This window comes from Flavobacterium limnophilum (assembly GCF_027111315.2).
Lineage (GTDB): Bacteria > Bacteroidota > Bacteroidia > Flavobacteriales > Flavobacteriaceae > Flavobacterium > Flavobacterium limnophilum.
The window spans coordinates 1,420,001-1,441,185 of the sequence record NZ_CP114289.2 but is presented as its reverse complement, the minus strand read 5'-3'; the positions used below and the strand labels follow the sequence as shown (position 1 = coordinate 1,441,185).

Sequence of the window (21,185 nt, the reverse complement as noted above, 5' to 3'; positions counted from 1 at the left end):
CTAATTTACTTTTGTACTTATAAAATATCATAATGAGCAAGCGCGATTTAAAAAAATACCTGGGGGAATTGAACAAACAACAACTCGAAGAGCAAATTCTCGAATTGTATGAGAAATTTACCGTGGTCAAAACTTATTATGATTTTGTTTTTAATCCAAAAGAAGACACGTTGCTGAAGGAATGCAAAATCAAAATTTCGAATGAATATTACCCTCAAAAAACTTCTGGAAAACCACGAAGACCGAAGATGCGGCGTTCCGTTGCCCAAAAATACATCAAACATTTCATTCTTTTGGGTGTCGATCCTTTTGTAATTGCCGACGTGATGCTGTATTCCATCGAAATTGCCCAAACTTTCTCGGCAGAACGACTCGTTAAACCGGAAGCTTTCTTCAAAAGTATGCTCAGCTCCTTTGAGCAAGCTATTAAATTTATGATTGCCAACGGAATATTGGAAGAATTCAAGGCCAGAATCATTTCGATAAGTGATGAAACAAGGCAACAAAACTGGTTCAACAAAGAGGAATTTAATGCCATTTTGGAACGTTTCGATTATTAATTGAAAGCTCCCATAAACGATTTTATTTAATCCTTCTACTTTATTTATGGTATAATTTAGTGGAATAACTGTTTTTTAGGCGTATTTTTGCAAAAATCCAATAAAAAACAATGTCTCAAAATACTTTAGAAACAGAAATAGAAGATAGAAAACAACTTTATTCCTATCAAAAAGGAGATATAGAAACCATCTTTGAACGACTGGACAATGCATCAAATAATTATCATTTGTTGTACCAATTGCCAACTGGCGGAGGAAAAACAGTGGTTTTTTCTGAAATTGTACGTCAATATTTGTCCAAACACGACAAGAAAGTGGTGGTTTTGACCCATAGAATCGAGCTTTGCAAGCAAACTTCAAAAATGTTGAAAGGTTTTGGTGTAAAAAACAAAATCATCAACAGTAAAGTAAAAGAATTACCGGATCAAAACGATTATTTCTGTTTTGTGGCAATGGTCGAAACCTTGAAAAACCGTATCAATGACGAGAAATTGCATCTCGACAACATTGGTTTGGTCATTATCGATGAGGCGCATTATAATTCCTTTCGAAAATTATTGAGTTCGTTCAAAAACGCCTTTATCTTGGGGGTTACCGCAACGCCTTTAAGTTCGAATATCAAGTTGCCGATGCACGAAAGCTACAACGAATTGATTGTGGGCGACACCATTGGTTCCTTGATCGACAAAGGATTTTTGGCCAAAGCGGTTACATATAGTTACGATGTAGGCTTGACTTCCTTGAAAGTCGGAATCAACGGAGATTATACCGTAAAATCATCTGACGATTTATACACGAATATGGCGATGCAAGAAAAATTATTGCACGCTTATACCGAAAAATCATTGGGCAAAAAAACCCTGATTTTCAATAATGGAATCAACACTTCTTTGTACGTTTATGAAACGTTTAGGGAAGCTGGATATGGAATCCGACATTTGGACAACACCAGCAGTAACGAGGAACGTAAAGATATTTTGCATTGGTTCAAACATACTCCAGACGCTATTTTGACCTCGGTGGGGATCTTGACCACCGGTTTTGACGAACCTACCGTGGAAACCATTATTTTGAACCGAGCCACGAAATCATTGACTTTGTACTTTCAAATGATTGGTCGTGGTTCTCGAAAATTGCCCGGTAAAGACGAATTTAACGTGATTGATTTAGGAAATAATGCCGCCCGTTTCGGATTGTGGAATGAGCCTGTAAACTGGCAACACATCTTCAAATCACCGGAATTTTATTTAGAAAACTTGCGGGACGATACCGAAATCGAATTGTATTTCAAATACACCATGCCGCCGGAATTGCGAGCGAAATTCGCCAAAACAGAAGTCGTGACTTTTGATGTGGACGAAGAACACAAACTGGCCATTGCCCAAAACTTGCGTTCCAAAATAGTTTTGGACAAATCACTGGAGCAACACGCCGCCATGTGTGTCGATAATACCGAAGAATTGCGGGATGCCAAAGAATTGTTCAAAGAATTGGATCCAGATATCGAATGCCGCTTGAAACGCTACGCCAAATGCTTGAGCCAATGCAGTAAAAACTACCGCGAATGGTTGGTTGATGATTATAAACAGAAATTACTGTTGTTAATTGGTAAAAAGTATCGCGAAAAAATAATGAACGAAGCGGATTAATTTTCAGGAGCTATTCCCGCTATCCGTTACAATCTTTTCTTTTTTTAAAGAAAAAAAAGAAAAGGATTTCCACTGCTATCGGGGCTATGGAATCTGTTTTCAAAGCAACAATTTTATAAATTATAAAATCTAAAAAATGTCAAAACAATTCTCTGATTTAGGAATCCAGGAATCCATTATAAAAGCACTTGATGATTTAAAAATTGTTGTGCCTACAGAAATCCAGCAAAAAACAATTCCATTGCTTTTGTCCAATACTGATGTTGTTGGGTTGGCAAAAACGGGAACTGGAAAAACTGCAGCCTTTGGATTACCATTACTTCAATTGATTGACACCAATATCTCTTCTGTTCAAGCAGTTATATTGGCTCCAACTCGCGAATTGGGACACCAGATTTTTAGTAATTTGGAAGCATTCGCCAAATATCTTCCAGAAGTTTCCATCGCTGAAACTTGTGGGGGAATTCCAATAAAACCACAAATCGAACGATTGACTTCGCCAACACATATTGTGGTGGCTACGCCGGGAAGATTGATTGATTTGATTCAGCGCAAAGCCATCAGTTTGAAAGAAACCCAATTTTTGGTATTGGATGAAGCGGACGAAATGGTTACAATCCTGAAAGAAGGCTTGGACGAAATCATTGCCGAATTGCCCAAGAATCGCAGAACTTTTCTTTTTTCGGCTACGATGCCCGGAACCATAAAACAATTGATTCAGAACTACTTGAACAAAAACGTGGTTCAGGTTAGTGCTGATATGGAAACGGTAGGGAATCAAGGAATAGACCACCAATATATCGTGGTTGATCCAATAGAAAAACTGGATATTTTGATGCATTTCTTGACTTCCAAAGAAGGTGAACGCGGGATTATTTTTTGCAAAACCAAAGCCGCCGTCAATAAATTAGCCAAGAACTTGGCCATCAACCGGTTTTCGTCAGGAGCTTTGCACGGGAGTTTGTCGCAAGGAATCCGGGATCGAATTATGGAACAATTTCGTGAAGGACACATCAATATTTTGGTGGCAACCGATTTGGCTGCCCGAGGCATTGACGTAAAAGAAATGGCTTATGTGGTCAATTACCATTTGCCGGACACTTATGAAAACTATGTCCACCGTAGCGGAAGAACCGCAAGGGCAGGAGCAAAGGGACTTTCGTTAACGGTTTTGCAACCAGAAGAAGTCGCTGAAATTGCCGATTTCGAAAGAGAATTGGGAATTAAATTCACCAAATTCCAAAAACCAACTGCCGAGAATATCGAAGAAAACAACACGCTTTTATGGGCAAAACAAATTTTCAAGACCAAACCCAATCACGAAGTTTCAGCCGATTTCAAAAACAAGGTCAAAACCATTTTCCACCATTTGACCAAAGATGAATTGATTGAAAAATTATTGGCCAATCAATTGCTTCAAACCAAAGCGGATTCGAATAAAGAAAAGCCTGTTAAAAAATTCAAAAACTAATATTTGTACCTGAATTTATATTGTACTTTTATAAAGTAATCATTTTATAAAAGTTTCGATATGCAAATAGTAATCATTGGAGGCGGTTTTGCTGGCATTAATTTGGCCAAAGAATTGGCAAACTACAAAGGGATTGAAGTAATCCTTGTCGACAAAAACAACTATAATTTCTTTCCGCCGCTTATTTATCAGGTGGCCACGGCATTTTTGGAACCTTCCAGTATCAGTTATCCTTTTCGAAAATTTTTTGCGGGCAAAAAGAACCTGCAGTTTCGTCTAGGCGAATTGCAAAAGGTAATTCCTGCCGAAAACAAAATCATTCTCAATAACGGCGAATTGCATTACGACCACTTGGTTTTTGCAACGGGAGCCGAAACGAGTTATTTTGGAATGGAAAATGTCAAGAAAAATGCAATTCCGATGAAAACCCTCAACGATGCCATCGAGATGCGCAACACTTTGTTGAAAAATCTGGAAAAAGCCGCCATAACCAAAGATATTCGCAAAAGAAGAGCACTGCTAACCATTGTGGTTGCCGGTGGTGGACCAACAGGAGTGGAAGTCTCCGGGATGTTTGCCGAAATGCGAAAAAATATTTTACTCAAAGAATATCCTGAGCTAGAAACTTCTGCCAGTAATATTTATTTGGTTGACGGTGGTGATGCTTTACTGTCGCCAATGAGTAAACAATCGCAAGAAGACACTCTCGAAGCCGTAACCAAATTGGGAGTTATCGTAAAACTCAACACCCGAGTAATTGATTATAAAGACGATACCGTTTTCTTTGCCGACGGAAAAACCATCCAAACCAAAAACTTGATTTGGGCGGCAGGCGTTTCAGCCAGGGAATTTGAAGGAATTCCAGCAGAAAGTTACGGTCGCGGCAAACGAATGGCCACCGATGCCTTCAACAAAGTAAACGCTACTGAAAATATCTATGCCATTGGCGACACTTGTATTCAATTGACTGATGCAGCTTTTCCGGAAGGTCATCCGCAAGTTGCTCAGGTCGCTATTCAGCAAGGAGAGAATCTGGCCGAAAACTTCAAGTTGATGATACAAAATAAACCGTTGAACCCCTTTAAATACAACGATAAAGGTTCTATGGCGATTATCGGAAAAAACAAGGCTGTCGTGGATTTACCCAAACCCAAAATGCACTTCAAAGGCTTTTTTGCCTGGATGATTTGGCTGTTTGTCCACCTGATGTCCTTGATAACCTATCGCAACCGAATCAACACTTTTTACCATTGGATGATTGCTTATTTCTCGAAAGACCAATCTTTGCGAATGATTATCAGGCCGGAAAAGAGGACGAAAGGGGATGCTTAGTTTGCGGAGAAATCAAAACTAAATACTTATCAAATAACTTTCCTTGTAGATTTTCTGGTAAATATCTTTGCTGAACATAAAAAGTTGTGAAGGTTTTTTGGAAACGCCCACTTGTTTTTCGTCCAGTTCGATCAGGTATTTCTTGATCAACAATTTTCTTCTAAAATTGCGATTGTCAATTTCCACGCCCAATATGGATTCGTACACGTCCTGCAATTCCTTGACGGTGAATTTATTGGGTAACAACTCAAAAATAATGGGCTCTGTCAAGGATTTAGCTTTTAAATCGGCGTAAGCTTCCGTGATGATTTTTTTGTGGTCAAATCCCAATTCCGGCAAGTCGTTTACCGGAAACCATTGCGGATAATGGCTGTTGTTTTCTATGTCGACCTCGTGGGTTTTTACCAAAAAATAGTAAGCAATTGTTATCGTTCGTGGATTGAAATTTTCGCTTTCCACCCAAACAATGTCTTTTTCGTTCATCAAACGATTGGGGTCTCCAAAGACTCTAAATTGTTTTTTATACAGATTCTCGAGTCCCGTTAATTCCCTCAAAACTCGGGCAGCAGTATCGTCCATATTTTCATTTTCCAAGGCATGATAGCCTGTCAATACATAATCATTGACTAGGATTTCGTGGGTTTCTTTGGATTCCAAATACCGTTTAATCAACAATACATTCAAAGATTTTGTGGTGCCGTCATAACCAAAAACGACACAGTCAACGGATATATTGGGAATTATTTTGGGAGCCATATTGGATTCAGGATATAATTAATTTCATTTTGTGGAACGACCAGACAGTTTGTTGAAAATCACTCCCGTTTACAAAAGTAATGATTTATTCGGGATTTCGAATATACGACATTTTTATTGTATTTTGTTTATTAAACGTCAATAGAACAATATTTAATTATTGGCAAAATAAGCTGTAATTTTATTACATTACCATTATAAAAGGTTTAAAATTATGTTTATTTTAAAAATATTGATTATTTTTTTGTTGTTGTATAATAATTATTTTTACATTTGAAAAACAATAGTCAAAATGACGTTTATTAAAACAATTCGAAGATTATTCAAAAAATGAAAATTAACGCTTAACAACAAACCGATGAAAACCAAGCTTTTTTTATTACTGATTTCAATAACTTCCATGGCCGGATATTCGCAAGTGGTGATTACCAATCCCAATTTTTCCTTGGGTACAACCGGGCGAATAGGTGTCGGGCTTTCGCCAAATGGGGAAGGAAACATGTGGAAACCATTAAACCTTTCCGGCCAAGGTTCCTTGGGAGGAAGAATGGAACAAACAGACTATATCGATATTCTGCCTGCGATACATTTCACGCCAAAAATTATCGACAAAGACAGTACCAATGTCACTTTTCAAATACGGTTGGGAATGTATTCAGCCAACGGACAATTTGTGGGAAACGTGAGTTCCCGTTCCAATGGTGGATTGACTTTTATTCTACCCGAAGCTTTCGTCGAAGCCCGAAATATTATGGGCAGCAAATGGTCGGCTTGGGCTGGATCGCGTTTTCGTCGCTACGATGACATTCACATCAGTGATTATTTTTATTTTGACGATCATTCCGCGCAAGGATTTGGCGTAAGCCATAAAAATACCGAATTGACGATGTTGATGCCCGCTTCTGCCGATTCGACCAATGTCTATCCTTATAATTACGAAATTAGCGTTGCCGGCGCCACTAATCCAGCCATTCGCCAGCGCATGGTTTGGATAGGGGAGCACAGCATTCCTTTTAAAAACGAGGGAATTCTGAAACTTTTGGGGGAATTTCATTATGTTTCGGCCAACTCCAAAGAGGCTTCTAAAGTATATGCTGCCGACAAAGGTTGGGTTATGGGAGCGAAGTACAACAATCCTTTTAAAACCAAATTACCGGGTTCTTTCAATCAGTTGTCTGCTCGTTATGGAGTGGGAATTGCCAATGGTGGCGATAACGGTAACACGTTTACTTGGGCAACTTACGGTGCTCCGGATGATGAAGGAAAATACAAAAATGCCTATTCCTTTACGATGGTGGAACATTTTTTATTGAATCTTTCGGATAAATTTAGTCTCAATGGTTATGGTGTTTTTACCAAAAGCAAAGGCGGTTCTGCCAGCACCAACACGGACGAATATTTCAACGGAAATCAAATTTTCAACGAGAAAACAGATTTTGTGGTAGGTTTTAGAAGCTTCTATTATGTTACCAAATGGTTGCATTTAATTGAAGAGGTGCATTACGCCAGTCGAAAAGACGGTGACAATCCGGATGCCAATATGTGGAAATTTTCTTTTGCACCAACCATTGTTCCGTTGGGGAAAAAAGATCCTTGGAGTCGTCCGCACATTCGATTGGTTTATACGTTGGCACACTACAACGATTACGCCCGTGACCATAATTACTCGCCATATTTGCAAGTGAACCAAAAAAGCTGGGGTTCTTATGTTGGAGTAAAAACAGAATGGTGGTTGTTTTAATAAATCCATCTTTTAGAATAAAAAATACAACTAATTTAAAATTAAATAAATATGCCACTTTTTGGAACCACAATTTTATCATTTATCCCTGGTTGGAGTGCCGACAGCGGACGTTTTGCCATAGAAAAAACAGCCGAATACGGTTTTGACATGCTCGAAATTATTTTGCCGGCTTCTTTGGATTTCGATGCAAAAAAAACAAAAAAACTGCTGGACAAATACGGTATTTTGGGTCGTTGTACCTTAAATTTACCAGCGAATTGCCATATTCCTTTTTATCCGGAACAAGCAACGGCCATTATGAAATCGGCGGTTGATAAAGTGGCCGAAATGGAGGGCGATTTTTTGGGAGGCGTTTTGCATTCCGCCATCGGGACATTCACGGGAAATTCTTGCACATTGAATGAAAAAGCAATTATCAAGCAAGTGTTTTCGGAAGTGGCCGATTATGCTCAAAAGCATGACATCACGATTGCTCCCGAGCCGATTAACCGTTACGAAAGCTATGTGTTTACTGCTGCCGAGGAAGTTTTGGAGATGATTGAAAGTATTGGTAAACCGAATATTGGTTTGCATTTGGATACTTTTCACATGAATATTGAAGAAAAAAATTTCTACGAGCCAATTATTCAGGCAGGAAATAATTTGAAACACGTCCACATTACCGAAAGCGATCGGGGAATGACGGGAGAAGGCAACGTGCATTGGGGTGATTTTTTCAAGGCTTTGGGCGAAATTGATTACCAAGGGCCATTGGTTCTCGAGAATTTTTCTTCGGAAATAAAAGAATTGGTTGGGTCAACCTCTTTGTGGAGACCTTCCAAGTACAATTCGGAAGATTTGGCCAAAGGAAGTTTGTTGTTTATGAGAAATATGGTTGATAAATGGTATAAATAATTATTAAACGAGTATAAAAGAATTACAAAAAATATTGTTTTACGCAAAAAAAGATAAAAATGAAAAATAAATTAAAAGGTGTTTGTTTTGGAGAAATCCTTTTCGATGTTTTCCTCGAACACAAAAAAATTGGAGGAGCACCGCTGAATGTGGCCTCAAGACTAAATTCGCTAGGAGGGGAGGTTGCCATGATTAGCAGTGTTGGAAACGATGCCAATGGCAAAATATTGGTCGATTATTTGAATAATCAAGGCATTGATACCAAGGCTATTCAAGTCAATGAAACTTATGCAACGGGAATCGTGAACGTAATTTTGAACGAAAAAGGAAATGCGTCTTACGATATCAATTATCCTTCGGCTTGGGATAAAATTGAAACAACAAACGAGAATATTGAACTAGTAAAAAACGCTGATTTTTTGGTTTACGGAAGTTTGTCTTCCAGGGATTTGGTTTCTAAAAATACCCTAAAAGAACTTTTGAAGGTTGCCAAATATAAAATATTTGACGTGAACTTGAGAAGTCCGCATTATGCCAAAAAAACTATTGTAGATTTAATGGAAACTGCTGATTTTATTAAGTTTAACGACGACGAGTTAAATGAAATTTGCGAAGACATGCATTCCAATAAAAAGTCGTTGGAACAAAACATTAAATTCGTTTCAAAGGAAACCAATACGCCAACTGTTTGTGTGACTTTGGGTTCACACGGTGCGGTTTTATATACTAACGAAACTTTTTATTACAATTGCGGATTCAAGGTAAATGTAGTAGACACGGTGGGTTCCGGAGATTCTTTTTTGGCAGCACTAATCATAAAATTGCTCAATGGAGAAAATCCCCAATATGCGCTGAATCACGCTTGTGCCATTGGTGCCATTGTAGCCCAAAGCGAAGGAGCAAATCCAGTAATTCCACAATCAGAAATTGACGAATTTTTGTGTGGTTTTGAACACACTAATTCCAAAAAAACAAACACATTTTCAAATAATTAATAAATCTAACAATGAATCTAACCAAAAAAATTCCCGTAGTCAGTAAAGAATTAGCCTTTCAATTTATCATAATTACCATATTGTTCGCCCTTTGGGGAATTGCAAATGAATTAACCGCACCGATGGTGTCGACCTTCAAAAAGGTAATGCCGGAACTTTCGAATTTGCAGGCATCCTTTGTTCAAATGGCGTTCTATTTTGGCTACTTTTTTATGGCTTTCCCGGCGGCACTTTTCATCAGGAAATACAGTTACAAGTCCGGAATAGTCTTGGGACTCGTGTTGTATGCGACCGGAGCTTTCTTGTTCTATCCGGCAGCGCATTACCAGAGTTATACCTTTTTCCTTATCTCGCTATGGGTCATTACCTGTGGTTTGGCTTTCCTGGAAACCACTTCGAACCCCTTGATTTTGTTCCTGGGTCATAAAGACACGGCTACGCAACGTTTGAATTTTGCCCAGGCATTCAACCCAATTGGAGCGATAACCGGATTAGTTTTGGCACAGGAATTGGTTATTGGAAGCATAAAATCCAACAATTACACTCCTGAAACATTCAAAGCCCTGTCTGCTGGCGAATTGGCATCCATTAGGGAACACGATTTGGACATCATAAGCATTCCTTATATCGGATTGGGGATTTTTGTATTGGCCATTTTGATTATTATTCTTTTTACCAAAATGCCTAAAACGGTTCATGAAGAAAAAATGTCCATCTCCGAATCCTTCAAAAAATTATGGGCCAATAAAAATTACAAAAACGGGGTTGTTGCACAGGCATTTTACGTGGGTGCCCAAATTTTGTGTTGGACTTTTATGTATCAATATGTTGATAATATTAATGCTACTTATGGGTTAAATATTACTGCAACAAATTACAATATTGGAGCCATGCTGTTGTTTTTGACAGGAAGATGGATAGGTACGGCCATGATGAAAACCATAAATCCTTCCAGAATGCTGATCTATTTTGGTATTGGTGGAATGATTTGTGCTGCAGGAGCAATTCTATTGCAAGGAATGCCGGGCTTGATTTCCTTGATTTCAATTTCAATTTTCATGTCCATCATGTTTCCAACCATTTACGGGATTGCCTTAAAAGACATGGGCGATGAAGCTAAAATTGGTTCTTCTGGTTTGGTTATGGCTATTGTGGGTGGCGCATTAATGCCATTGTTGCAAGCCAGTGTATTAGATTGGGGCGGTCCAGGATTTTCGGATATGAAGATTTTGGGATTTATTCCTGAAGTGAATTTTTCGTTTATTTTGCCGTTGCTATGTTTGGGCGTTGTAACTTTATATGGCTATAGCACTTATAAAGTTTCAAAAAAATATTAAACCCAAAGATTTGGAAAATATGGATAATGGATATTGCAAAAACAATAATTTTGCATTTCATTTTTAATAATTTACTTCTATAAAGAAACGGGCAATAGGTTTATTGTCCGTTTCTTTTTTTATAAAAGGTATATCTAATAAACTGGTAATAATGATTTACAAAATTCTATTTTACATAATATAAATTATAGTGCATATTATAATACTGGCAATGGACATAAAAACGAGCTGATTTGATACTTTTTCTATATAAATCCAGTGTTTACATAATAAAAAAAGCATTATCAATATTCTTGACAATGCTTTACAAGAAATAAATATTTTTTATATTATTTAACTGAAATTGGAATATTCCATTTTTCCCAAGTCAATACTATTGAATTCTTGTTGATGGTATAAACCAATCTTTCGGTACTTGTGTCAGCCATTTTTTGTTTTACGGTTACCCGCAATTGGTCTTGGCTTTCATTATATTTATAAGCACCCCATTGTTTGGCTTCTTTGTTAAAAATGATCACGCATTCTTTTTCATTTGGTATCACAAAAAAAGAATATTTTCCCGCAGGCAATTTTTGGCCTTCAATGCTAAGCTCTTTGTCTGTTTCGATAGTCGTCGCTTCATTGGCACCGGCGCGCCAAACCTTGTTGAATGGAACTAATTCTCCCCAAATCACTCTCCCTTTTACGGACGGGCTGCTGTAATTGATGCTGATGTTGGCACCATTAATTTTGCCTGTTGCAACTGCTGGAGGACTTGCAGGTTTTTCTTGTGCATCAACTAAAGTTATGGTCAAAAAGGCCATAAATAACAAATGAATTTTCTTTTGTAATCCCATGATTTGAAATATTTTAGATTAAGTCGTGAATTTAAAATAACTACATTAATTTTGTTGTAATTCTTGGTTCTTTTAAGAAAAAATTAAGAAATTTATAAATTAATCGTTTTAGGCTGTCAATGGCGGTATTATGATTTATTAATTTATTATTTTTACATTCGACAATATAAAACCTACTATGAACACAATTGCAGAGCACATCGCAGATTTCTTAAAACAATATCCGCCATTTGATAATTTGAATTTCGAAGAATTATCCGAAATTGCTAGCAATATTCGAGTGATTAATTTGGAAAAACATAAAACATTGTTCCAAATAAACGATGTTCTACACGATTCTTTTTACGTTGTGGCTTCAGGAGTTGTCAATTTGTCGGTAATTGCTGATGCAGAGGAAACATTATTGAATAAATGTGTTGAAGGAGATATTTTTGGCTTGCGTCCGTTTTTCGCCAAAAATAATTACATGATGACGGCCAAAGCTCGTGAAGAAAGCATTATTTATGCCATACCTATTGCTGTTTTTCGTCCTTTTGTGGCCAATAATTCAGAGGTTTTGGACTTTCTTTTGCAAAGTTTTGCCACTAATACCAGCAATCCAACCGACAAGGAAAATTTAAGCGGCAAACTAATTTCTGACAATGTTTACTTTTCGAACCAGCAATCTGAAATGCAATATTTTCAGTTGCTGAACTACAACAATACGCCTCTAAAAGTTACAACGACAACCCTTATTCAAGACGTTGCCAAGCAAATGACAGACGCATTGACCACCGGAGCCATCATTGCCGACAACAATATGCCCATTGGAATAGTGACAAATACCGATATGTGTTCCAAAATTGCCACGGGAAGATTCGCTATCACCAGCACTATCGATAAAATTATGTCGTCACCAGTGGTTACCGTTGTCGAGAACATTTCTTTGGCCGAAGCCCAATTGATAATGTTGCGGAACAATGTGACTCATTTGTGCGTGACCAAGGATGGTTCGGATAAATCAGACATCAAAGGAATTATTTCCGAACACGATTTGATTGTGGCCCAAGCCAATAATCCCGGAGTTTTGATAAAAGAAATTAAACGTTCCCAATCTGCAAAGGATTTAAAACTGATTCGAGATAGATTGACAGCTCTTATTCAAAAATCAATTCAAAAAAATGTTTCGCTTTCCAATATCAACAATATTGCGAGTGAAATTAACTTGGCCATCATTAAGCGTTCGGTTGAATTGTCCATACTGGATTTAGGCTCCCCTCCTGTTCGTTTTGCCTGGTTAAGCATTGGTAGCCAAGGACGTAAAGAACAATTGTTGCCGACAGATCAAGACAGTATCTTGATTTTCGAAGATGTTACTGCCGATAAATATAGGGATGTGAAAGATTATTTCTTGAAATTGGGAAAAAGAACAACTTCCAATCTGGAAAAAGTAGGTTATGAATTTTGTCCAAATGGGCACATGGGAAGTAATATGCTTTGGTGTAAATCATTGACTGACTGGACTAAACAATACAATAACTGGATGAATACTCCAGGAGAAAACAGCAACGAAATTAGCAGTATTTTCTTTGATTTCGAAATCGCCTTTGGAGAACCAAAGATTGAAGAAGCCATCGAAAACGTTATTTTTAACAATGTAAAAAACAATGCTTTATTCTTTGATTTTCTGGGAAATGATGCCTTGAGAAAAAATTCGCCTTTAACTTTTTTCAAGAAATTTAACGTGGAAGAGGAAGGTGAATATAAAAACAAGTTCGATATTAAAACACTAGCTTTGATGCCGCTTGTTGATGGTGCTCGCCTTTTTGCTTTGAGCCACAATATTCGGGGTGTAAACAATACCTATCTCCGATTCAAGCAATTGGCCATCATAGATCCTAAAAATGCAGAAATTTATCTAAATTGTGCCGAAGCTTTCTTGACGTTGTCAAAATTCAGAACCTTGGAAGGTTTAAAAAATGATAGTTCAGGACAATACATCAACTTGCAGGAACTGTCAAAAGTGGACAAGGAAAATTTAAAAAATGCGTTGGCTCCAATGAGGGAATTGGAAGAATTGATAAAAACAAAATTTAAACTTACCCAATTTTCATAAAATATGATAGACTGGCTCAAAAATATCAATAAGGAATATCCTGAATTTTGGAAAGATTATCTTTCTAAATTTGATACAAAATCAAAACGCTTTGTTATTTTATCTACCGAAACTACCGGCTTGAGTCTTCACAAGGATGTTATTTTGTCTATTGGTTCTTTTGGCGTAATCAACAACAGCATCCATATTGCAGATAGTTTTGAAACCATTTTGGCCCAATATAAATTTTTTCACGATAACGGGATTTCCAATGAATTTACGGTTGAAACCAAAATGAAAAAAATGGGAGAAGCCGAGGCCATTCAGGCTTTTGTGGAGTTTATCGGCAATGCCGTTTTGGTTGGACACCACATTGATTTTGACGTGGAAATGATTAATGCCGCTTTGGAAAGATTGGGTTGTGGAAGACTGAGAAACGAAGCTTTGGATATTGACGTGATGTATCGAAAATTGACAGACATCAACAACAAACAATTTTCGCTTGAAGAATTGTGCGACATCTACAAAATCCCTAAAAGCGACCGGAATTCTTCTTCCGATGATGCTTATAAAATCGCCCTGCTTTTCCTGAAACTAAAATCCAGATTGGGATTGAATTAAATAAAAATTGTTCCATTTATTTCATAAAAAAAGCGAGGTAGAATTGCTCTACCTCGCTTTTCAAAATTATTTCTCGGGATTACCTCACTTAACCCTCAACTCCGTTTTCGAGTTAAGTGATGTATTGACTATTTCTGATTTCTTTAATAAGTTTTAACTAATTCAAAATATTATGAAACTAAAGAGGCTTGCCAAATCCCTGCGCATCTTGCGATGATTTTATTATTATCCAACAATTTTTTTCATTGCCGTCATTGATTCTCTCAACCAAGCTCCAACTTCTTCAACTGGGTGATTTCTGATGATGGAATTCACTTCAATCAATTCTTTGTTGTCAACTCCGTTGCTTCCGTCATTGAATGGACGACCTACCAAGTTGCTAGGTGCGTTTTTCACGTAATCGGCGATTAATGGTTTACAAGCGTGATCGAACAAATAACATCCGTACTCGGCAGTGTCAGAAATTACACGGTTCATTTCGAATAATTTTTTTCTTGCGATAGTGTTGGCAATTAACGGAGTTTCGTGTAATGACTCATAGTAAGCAGACTCTTCGATAATTCCTGAATCAGTCATTGCTTCGAAAGCCAATTCAACACCCGCTTTTACCATGGCTACCATCAATACTCCATTATCGTAGTATTCTTGTTCTGAAATTTCAAAATCACCGGCTGGAGTTTTTTCGAAATTAGTATCTCCTGTAGCTGCTCTCCAAGCCAACAAGTTTTTGTCGTCGTTAGCCCAGTCTTCCATCATTGTTTTGGAGAAGTGTCCAGAGATGATGTCATCCATGTGCTTTTGAAACAACGGACGCATGATGTCTTTCAATTCATCGGCAACTTTAAATGCTGCAATTTTGGCAGGATTGGACAATCTGTCCATCATGTTGGTGATGCCACCATATTTCAATCCTTCAGTGATAGTTTCCCATCCGTATTGGATTAATTTTGAAGCATATCCAGCATCTACACCTTCGGCAACCATTTTGTCGAAACACAAGATAGAACCTGTTTGCAACAATCCGCAAAGAATGGTTTGCTCTCCCATTAAGTCTGATTTTACTTCAGCCACGAAAGAAGAACGCAATACTCCTGCTCTATTTCCTCCTGTTGCAACTGCATACGCTTTGGCTTGAGCCAAACCAAAACCATTTGGATCATTTTCAGGGTGAACCGCAATCAAGGTTGGTACACCAAAACCTCTTTTGTATTCTTCACGAACTTCAGATCCTGGACATTTAGGAGCACACATGATAACCGTGATGTCTTTACGAATTTGCATTCCTTCTTCCACGATGTTGAAACCGTGTGAGTAAGCCAAAGTGGAACCTTGTTTCATCAAAGGCATGATGGCAGTTACTACCGCTGTGTGTTGTTTGTCTGGTGTAAGGTTGCAAACCAAATCAGCAGTTGGGATTAATTCTTCATAAGTACCCACTTTGAAACCATTGTCGGCAGCATTCATGAAAGAAGCTCTTTTTTGGGCAATCGCTTCAGCACGCAAAGCATAAGAAATATCTAGACCTGAATCTCTCATGTTCAAACCTTGGTTCAAACCTTGAGCTCCGCAACCTACGATAACTACTTTTTTTCCTTTAAGTGCTTCTATTCCATCTGCAAATTCGGACTGATCCATAAATTCGCAAACGCCTAATTGTTCTAATTGTAATCTAAGTGGTAATGAATTGAAATAATTTGCCATTTTTTAAGTATTTATTTATTGTTTTAGTTCTTCTAATAAGGTCGAGATTTCCATTTTTTGCTTGGAAACCGATATTCTTCCGGAGCGTACAAACTGCATGATGCCGAAAGGTTTTAGTTTATTGTACAAGTCGTTGATTTCAGAACGTTTTCCCGATTTTGATATCACGAAAAAGTCCCTGGACACGGTCACGATTTCCGAATGACTTTCTTTGATAATGTTCTGGATTTGTCTTTCGTCAAACAATAAGCTGGATTCTATTTTGAAAATCGCACTTTCAAGGAAAATGGTTTCTTCATCGATATGATAAAAAGCCTTGATGACTTCGATTTGTTTTTCGATCTGGCCTACAATGTTTTGTACCCATTTTTCGGTGGTGTTGACCACGATTACGAAACGAGAAACGTTTTCAATTTCTGATTCGGATACATTTAGGCTCAATATATTAATATGGCGTTTCAAGAATATACCGGATATTCTATTGAGTAGGCCAACGTTGTTTTCTGAATAAACAGAAATAGTGAATGTTTTATTTTCCATAATTTTTAACTTAATCGCATATCAGAAACCGAAGCTCCTGTAGGAATCATTGGGAATACATTGTTTTCTTTTTCTACCATAACTTCCAGGAAGTAAGAATCTTTCGAAGCCAACATTTCGGCAACGGCAGCATCCAAATCTTCTCTTTGGGTCACTTTTCTGGATTTGATGTGGTATCCTTCGGCAATGGCAATAAAATTGGGATTTGTCATTTTGGTGGATGCATAACGATTGTCGAAAAATAATTCTTGCCATTGGCGAACCATACCCAAAAATTCGTTGTTCAAAACCACGATTTTCACGGGAACTTTGGTTTGAAAAATAGTTCCCAATTCTTGAATGTTCATTTGAAAACCTCCGTCTCCAATGATGGCTACCACTTCGCGTTCCGGCATTCCCATTTTGGCACCAATGGCCGCAGGCAAGGCAAATCCCATTGTTCCCAATCCACCCGAAGTAACGTTACTTTTGGATGAATTGAATTTGGCATAACGGCAGGCAAACATTTGGTGTTGTCCAACATCAGAAACAATTATCGCATCCCCTTTCGAGTGTTTGTTGATCATTTCTATGGTTTCTCCCATCGAAATTCCTTTGCCATTCGTTGGTTTCAGCTCTTCATTGATGACAGCATCCAGTTCTATTTTGTATTTTTCCTTGAACTCATTGTGCCAAGAATCATGTGATTTTTTGTCGATTAACGGAATCAAGGCAGTCAAGGCTTCTTTGACATCAGCCAAAACGGCAACCGATGTTTTTACGTTTTTATCCACTTCCGATGGATCAATTTCGAAATGGATTACCTTGGCTTGTTTGGCGTAAGTGGCCAAATTTCCGGTAACACGGTCGTCAAAACGCATTCCGAGCGCAATCAAGACATCGCATTCGTTGGTCAATAAATTAGGACCGTAATTACCGTGCATTCCCACCATTCCAACATTCAACGGATGCTCTGTTGGCAAAGCCGAAAGTCCTAAAATAGTCCAAGCAGCAGGAATTCCTGATTTTTCAACAAATCGTTTTAGTTGTGCTTCTGCTTCACTTAATATGATGCCTTGACCAAAAACAATGAATGGCTTTTTGGCATTGTTGATTATATCTGCTGCTTCTTGTACTTTTTGAAGATTCAACGCCGGTTTAGGAAAGTAACTTCTAATTCCGGTGCATTTTTCATAACTGAAATCAAATTTATCGAATTGGGCATTTTTGGTAATATCGATCAAAACGGGACCTGGACGGCCTGATCTGGCGATAAAAAAAGCTTTGGCGATGATTTCAGGTATTTCGTGGGCTTCGGTAACCTGGTAATTCCATTTGGTTACCGGAGTCGAAATTCCGATGATGTCCGTTTCTTGAAAAGCATCCGAACCCAATAAATGTTTTCCAACCTGACCCGTAATGCAAACCAAGGGAGTGGAATCGATTTGGGCATCGGCTATTCCTGTAACTAAATTGGTGGCTCCCGGTCCAGAAGTGGCAATGGCAACACCCACTTTTCCGGTGGCTCTGGCATAACCTTGGGCAGCATGGGCCGCTCCTTGTTCGTGGCGCACCAATACGTGGTGCAATTGATCTTGAAATTTATATAATTCGTCATAAACCGGCATTATGGCTCCACCTGGATATCCATAAACCAAGTCAACTCCTTCAGCTAACAAGCATCTAATAACGGCTTCTGCGCCTGATATTTTATTATTTTCCATTATTATTTTTTTTCCTCTCCCCAACCACGTCTTGGCATGGAGCCGATATTGGCAAAGGGATTTTATTATATTATTTTAAAACTGTAATCTGCTAAACTAAAACTGCCAACTGAACACTATTTATCGGTTACACATCCTGTTGAGGCACTCGAAACCGATCGGGCATATTTAAGTAAAACTCCTTTTGTCGCTTTCAAGGTGGGTTGAACCCATTTGGCTTTTCTTTCGGCAAATTCTGCATCAGATATCTTAAGATTGATGGTGTTTTTAACGGCATCAATCGTAATTAAATCCCCATTTTCAACCAAGGCTATTCCGCCTCCGTCATAAGCTTCTGGTGTAACGTGGCCTACCACGAATCCATGTGAGCCTCCAGAGAATCTACCGTCTGTAATCAGGGCAACGCTGCTTCCCAATCCAGCTCCCATAATGGCAGAGGTTGGTTTCAGCATTTCCGGCATCCCTGGACCACCTTTTGGCCCACAATACCGAATGACGACTACATCGCCCGGTTTGACCATACCGTTTTGGATACCCGGAATGACATCGAATTCACTTTCGAAAACAACGGCTGTTCCTTCAAAATATTCTCCTTCTTTTCCGCTTATTTTGGCAACACAACCTTCTGAGGCTAAGTTCCCGTATAAAATCTGGATGTTTCCAGTCGATTTTAATGCTTTTTGGATCTCGTGAATTACTTCTTGTCCGTCTTGTAAATCAGGAACATTGGCCAAGTTTTCGGCTATTGTTTTTCCGGTTACGGTCAAACAGTCTCCGTGGATAAATCCTTCTTTCAATAAATATTTCATTACCGCTGGAACTCCTCCCACCGCGTGTAAATCTTCCATCATGTATTTTCCGCTCGGTTTCAAGTCGGCAAGTACCGGTGTTCTGTCGCTGATTTCCTGAAAATCGGTCAAGGTGATTTCGATGTCCACTGAATGCGCCATGGCAATTAAATGCATCACGGCATTGGTCGAACCTCCCAAAACGGCCACGATGGTAATGGCGTTTTCAAAAGCTTTGCGCGTCATGATGTCCCTTGGCTTGATGTCTTTTTCCAACAAGATTCGGATGGCTTTTCCGGCATCGTCGCATTCGCGTCTTTTGTCTTCGCTCAAAGCGGGATTGGAGGAACTATAAGGCAAACTCATACCCAAGGCTTCGATGGCCGATGACATAGTGTTTGCAGTGTACATTCCGCCACAAGCTCCTGGCCCTGGACAAGAATTTTGAATCACTCCCTTAAAATCTTCGTCGCTAATGTTTTTTTGGAATTTTTTTCCCAAAGCTTCAAATGCGGAAACGATGTTAAGGTGTTCGCCTTTCCATCTTCCCGAATTAATCGTGCCACCATAAACCATGATCGATGGACGATTCACTCTTCCCATGGCGATTAAGGCTCCCGGCATATTTTTGTCGCAACCCGGAATGGCGATTAATCCGTCATACCATTGCGCTCCCATAACGGTTTCGATGGAATCGGCAATTACATCACGGGAAACCAAGGAATAACGCATCCCGTCTGTACCGTTTGAAATTCCGTCGCTTACGCCAATGGTGTTGAAAATCAAGCCCACTAAATCGGCATTCCACACTCCTTTTTTGACATCTTTGGCCAAATCGTTCAAGTGCATGTTGCAAGTGTTACCTTCATAACCCATACTGACAATACCCACTTGAGCTTTTTTCAAATCCTCTTCGGTCAAGCCAATTCCGTACAGCATTGCTTGTGCCGCAGGTTGGGTAACGTCTTGAGTGATGGTTTTGCTGTATTTGTTTAATTCCATTTATTTTTATTTAGTTTCGTTGAAACCTAAATTTTGTGTGTTTAATTATACTATCGTGGATTGTCCTATTTGAACAAAATCCTTCTTGAAATAAGAATCGCCTTCGTTCAGGATACAATTCGAAATAAAATCCCCTACTTCATTGGTACCGAATTGCGAATCTACTTTCAAATCCACGGTGACGACATTGCTGAGAATGGCTTTCTCTACCGCTGCAATGACTTTCTTGGATTCGGTAATCAGTCCAAAATGTTCCAACAACAAGGCTACAGACAGTATCGATGCGATTGGATTGGCAATGTTTTTGTCTTTCGCTTCGGTGTAACAACCGTGAATCGGTTCGAATAACGAATGGCTGTCTCCAATGGATGCCGATGACATCAATCCGATGGAACCCGAAATAACGCTGGCCTCGTCAGACAAAATATCACCAAATAAATTATCGGTCAGCAAAATGTCAAACTGTCTTGGATTTACTATGATTTGCATCGCGGCATTGTCCACATACAAACATTCTAAAGTTACCTCTGGGTATTCCTTGGCAATTTCGGTAACGACTCTTCGCCACAAACGGGAGGTTTCCATCACGTTGGCTTTGTCCACCAAGGTCACTTTTTTGCGTCTGGATTGTGCTGCCTTGAAGGCTAAATGGGCAATTTTTGCAATCTCGTCTTCATTGTATTCACACAAATCCGAAGCATAAGTTCCTGCTTCGTTTGTTGTTTTTTCTCCAAAATACATTCCCCCGTTCAATTCCCGGTACACCACGAAATCCGTTCCTTGCAAAACTTCTTTCTTTATCGGGGACGAACCCATTAATTTGGGATAGGCTTTGATGGGTCTAATATTGGCAAACAAACCCAATTCTTTGCGAAGCTTGAGTAATCCTTGCTCGGGACGCACTTTGGCATTCGGATCATTGTCGTATTTCGGGTCTCCAATGGCTCCAAACAAAATCGAATCGGTGTTTCTACACAAATTCAAGGTTTGTTCCGGAAGCGGTTTTCCAGTTTTTTCGATGGCAATGGCTCCAATGTAGGCATCTTCAAAAACAAATTCGTGATTGTAAACCACGCCAATAGCATACAAGGCTTTTTTGGCCTGCAAAGTCACTTCTGGACCAATGCCATCTCCTGAAAGTACTGCTATTTTTAAATTCATTTTGTCTTTATTTACCGTCCA

Annotated in this window: 17 protein-coding genes; 10 read left to right on the top strand and 7 right to left on the bottom strand. The window is 38.7% G+C overall.

The window, feature by feature from the left end; all coding sequences use genetic code 11:
• The first annotated feature begins 32 nt into the window (after positions 1–32).
• The 4 genes from OZP13_RS05945 (at position 33) to OZP13_RS05930 (ending at position 5,012) form a co-directional block, all read left to right on the top strand.
• Positions 33–560, top strand: coding sequence for a DUF6155 family protein (locus OZP13_RS05945; protein WP_281298990.1), 528 nt, complete (start codon positions 33–35; stop codon positions 558–560).
• A gap of 110 nt (positions 561–670) precedes the next feature.
• Positions 671–2,209, top strand: a complete 1,539-nt coding sequence (locus OZP13_RS05940) for a DEAD/DEAH box helicase (RefSeq protein WP_281298989.1) — start codon at positions 671–673, stop codon at positions 2,207–2,209.
• A gap of 136 nt (positions 2,210–2,345) precedes the next feature.
• Positions 2,346–3,680, top strand: coding sequence for a DEAD/DEAH box helicase (locus OZP13_RS05935; RefSeq protein ID WP_269242935.1), 1,335 nt, complete (start codon positions 2,346–2,348; stop codon positions 3,678–3,680).
• A 60-nt stretch (positions 3,681–3,740) separates the two neighbouring features.
• Entirely contained in the window at positions 3,741–5,012 is a 1,272-nt protein-coding gene (locus OZP13_RS05930; RefSeq protein WP_281298988.1) for an NAD(P)/FAD-dependent oxidoreductase, read from the top strand.
• A gap of 18 nt (positions 5,013–5,030) precedes the next feature.
• Here OZP13_RS05930 and OZP13_RS05925 read toward each other — a convergent pair whose 3' ends face one another.
• On the bottom strand, positions 5,031–5,768 hold the full coding sequence (locus tag OZP13_RS05925; protein ID WP_281298987.1) for an NUDIX hydrolase: 738 nt from the start codon (positions 5,766–5,768) through the stop codon (positions 5,031–5,033).
• 358 nt (positions 5,769–6,126) lie between these two features.
• On the opposite strand from OZP13_RS05925, the gene OZP13_RS05920 reads away from it, so the two are divergent.
• Genes OZP13_RS05920 through fucP form a run of 4 tightly spaced genes read left to right on the top strand, consistent with a single transcriptional unit; the run spans position 6,127 to position 10,738 of the window.
• Positions 6,127–7,509 (top strand): carbohydrate porin, encoded by a 1,383-nt coding sequence (locus OZP13_RS05920; RefSeq protein ID WP_281298986.1) that lies wholly within the window; start codon positions 6,127–6,129, stop codon positions 7,507–7,509.
• A 51-nt stretch (positions 7,510–7,560) separates the two neighbouring features.
• On the top strand, positions 7,561–8,406 hold the full coding sequence (locus tag OZP13_RS05915; protein ID WP_281298985.1) for a sugar phosphate isomerase/epimerase family protein: 846 nt from the start codon (positions 7,561–7,563) through the stop codon (positions 8,404–8,406).
• A 59-nt stretch (positions 8,407–8,465) separates the two neighbouring features.
• Positions 8,466–9,401 carry a carbohydrate kinase family protein gene (locus OZP13_RS05910; RefSeq protein ID WP_281298984.1) on the top strand — a complete coding sequence of 312 codons (936 nt, stop codon included), beginning with the start codon at positions 8,466–8,468 and terminating at the stop codon, positions 9,399–9,401.
• 11 nt (positions 9,402–9,412) lie between these two features.
• Positions 9,413–10,738, top strand: coding sequence for an L-fucose:H+ symporter permease (gene fucP / locus OZP13_RS05905; protein ID WP_281298983.1), 1,326 nt, complete (start codon positions 9,413–9,415; stop codon positions 10,736–10,738).
• Between the two features lie 329 nt (positions 10,739–11,067).
• On the opposite strand, the gene OZP13_RS05900 is transcribed toward fucP, so the two are convergent.
• Positions 11,068–11,574 carry a DUF2911 domain-containing protein gene (locus OZP13_RS05900; protein ID WP_281298982.1) on the bottom strand — a complete coding sequence of 169 codons (507 nt, stop codon included), beginning with the start codon at positions 11,572–11,574 and terminating at the stop codon, positions 11,068–11,070.
• 178 nt (positions 11,575–11,752) lie between these two features.
• Here OZP13_RS05900 and OZP13_RS05895 point away from each other — a divergent pair, with 178 nt between their 5' ends.
• Positions 11,753–13,669, top strand: coding sequence for a DUF294 nucleotidyltransferase-like domain-containing protein (locus tag OZP13_RS05895; RefSeq protein ID WP_281298981.1), 1,917 nt, complete (start codon positions 11,753–11,755; stop codon positions 13,667–13,669).
• Between the two features lie 3 nt (positions 13,670–13,672).
• Entirely contained in the window at positions 13,673–14,269 is a 597-nt protein-coding gene (locus OZP13_RS05890; RefSeq protein WP_269242924.1) for a 3'-5' exonuclease, read from the top strand.
• 225 nt (positions 14,270–14,494) lie between these two features.
• Here OZP13_RS05890 and ilvC read toward each other — a convergent pair whose 3' ends face one another.
• The 5 genes from ilvC to leuB all read right to left on the bottom strand — a co-directional run bounded on the left by ilvC (position 14,495) and on the right by leuB (position 21,164).
• Complete coding sequence (gene ilvC, locus OZP13_RS05885; protein ID WP_281298980.1) at positions 14,495–15,970, bottom strand: ketol-acid reductoisomerase; 1,476 nt, start codon at positions 15,968–15,970, stop codon at positions 14,495–14,497.
• A gap of 15 nt (positions 15,971–15,985) precedes the next feature.
• The gene (ilvN, locus tag OZP13_RS05880) at positions 15,986–16,510 is read right to left on the bottom strand and encodes an acetolactate synthase small subunit (protein ID WP_281298979.1); all 525 of its coding nucleotides are present in this window, start codon (positions 16,508–16,510) and stop codon (positions 15,986–15,988) included.
• 5 nt (positions 16,511–16,515) lie between these two features.
• Complete coding sequence (gene ilvB, locus OZP13_RS05875; protein ID WP_281298978.1) at positions 16,516–18,213, bottom strand: biosynthetic-type acetolactate synthase large subunit; 1,698 nt, start codon at positions 18,211–18,213, stop codon at positions 16,516–16,518.
• A gap of 116 nt (positions 18,214–18,329) precedes the next feature.
• Positions 18,330–20,003 carry a dihydroxy-acid dehydratase gene (ilvD, locus tag OZP13_RS05870; protein ID WP_281298977.1) on the bottom strand — a complete coding sequence of 558 codons (1,674 nt, stop codon included), beginning with the start codon at positions 20,001–20,003 and terminating at the stop codon, positions 18,330–18,332.
• A 45-nt stretch (positions 20,004–20,048) separates the two neighbouring features.
• Positions 20,049–21,164 (bottom strand): 3-isopropylmalate dehydrogenase, encoded by a 1,116-nt coding sequence (gene leuB, locus OZP13_RS05865; RefSeq protein ID WP_281298976.1) that lies wholly within the window; start codon positions 21,162–21,164, stop codon positions 20,049–20,051.
• Positions 21,165–21,185 lie beyond the last annotated feature (21 nt).

Coding starts and splice junctions, on each gene's coding strand:
- OZP13_RS05945 (WP_281298990.1), top strand. CDS start 33: ATGAGCAAGCGCGATTTAAAAAAATACCTGGGGGAATTGAACAAACAA.
- OZP13_RS05940 (WP_281298989.1), top strand. CDS start 671: ATGTCTCAAAATACTTTAGAAACAGAAATAGAAGATAGAAAACAACTT.
- OZP13_RS05935 (WP_269242935.1), top strand. CDS start 2,346: ATGTCAAAACAATTCTCTGATTTAGGAATCCAGGAATCCATTATAAAA.
- OZP13_RS05930 (WP_281298988.1), top strand. CDS start 3,741: ATGCAAATAGTAATCATTGGAGGCGGTTTTGCTGGCATTAATTTGGCC.
- OZP13_RS05925 (WP_281298987.1), bottom strand. CDS start 5,768: ATGGCTCCCAAAATAATTCCCAATATATCCGTTGACTGTGTCGTTTTT.
- OZP13_RS05920 (WP_281298986.1), top strand. CDS start 6,127: ATGAAAACCAAGCTTTTTTTATTACTGATTTCAATAACTTCCATGGCC.
- OZP13_RS05915 (WP_281298985.1), top strand. CDS start 7,561: ATGCCACTTTTTGGAACCACAATTTTATCATTTATCCCTGGTTGGAGT.
- OZP13_RS05910 (WP_281298984.1), top strand. CDS start 8,466: ATGAAAAATAAATTAAAAGGTGTTTGTTTTGGAGAAATCCTTTTCGAT.
- fucP (WP_281298983.1), top strand. CDS start 9,413: ATGAATCTAACCAAAAAAATTCCCGTAGTCAGTAAAGAATTAGCCTTT.
- OZP13_RS05900 (WP_281298982.1), bottom strand. CDS start 11,574: ATGGGATTACAAAAGAAAATTCATTTGTTATTTATGGCCTTTTTGACC.
- OZP13_RS05895 (WP_281298981.1), top strand. CDS start 11,753: ATGAACACAATTGCAGAGCACATCGCAGATTTCTTAAAACAATATCCG.
- OZP13_RS05890 (WP_269242924.1), top strand. CDS start 13,673: ATGATAGACTGGCTCAAAAATATCAATAAGGAATATCCTGAATTTTGG.
- ilvC (WP_281298980.1), bottom strand. CDS start 15,970: ATGGCAAATTATTTCAATTCATTACCACTTAGATTACAATTAGAACAA.
- ilvN (WP_281298979.1), bottom strand. CDS start 16,510: ATGGAAAATAAAACATTCACTATTTCTGTTTATTCAGAAAACAACGTT.
- ilvB (WP_281298978.1), bottom strand. CDS start 18,213: ATGGAAAATAATAAAATATCAGGCGCAGAAGCCGTTATTAGATGCTTG.
- ilvD (WP_281298977.1), bottom strand. CDS start 20,003: ATGGAATTAAACAAATACAGCAAAACCATCACTCAAGACGTTACCCAA.
- leuB (WP_281298976.1), bottom strand. CDS start 21,164: ATGAATTTAAAAATAGCAGTACTTTCAGGAGATGGCATTGGTCCAGAA.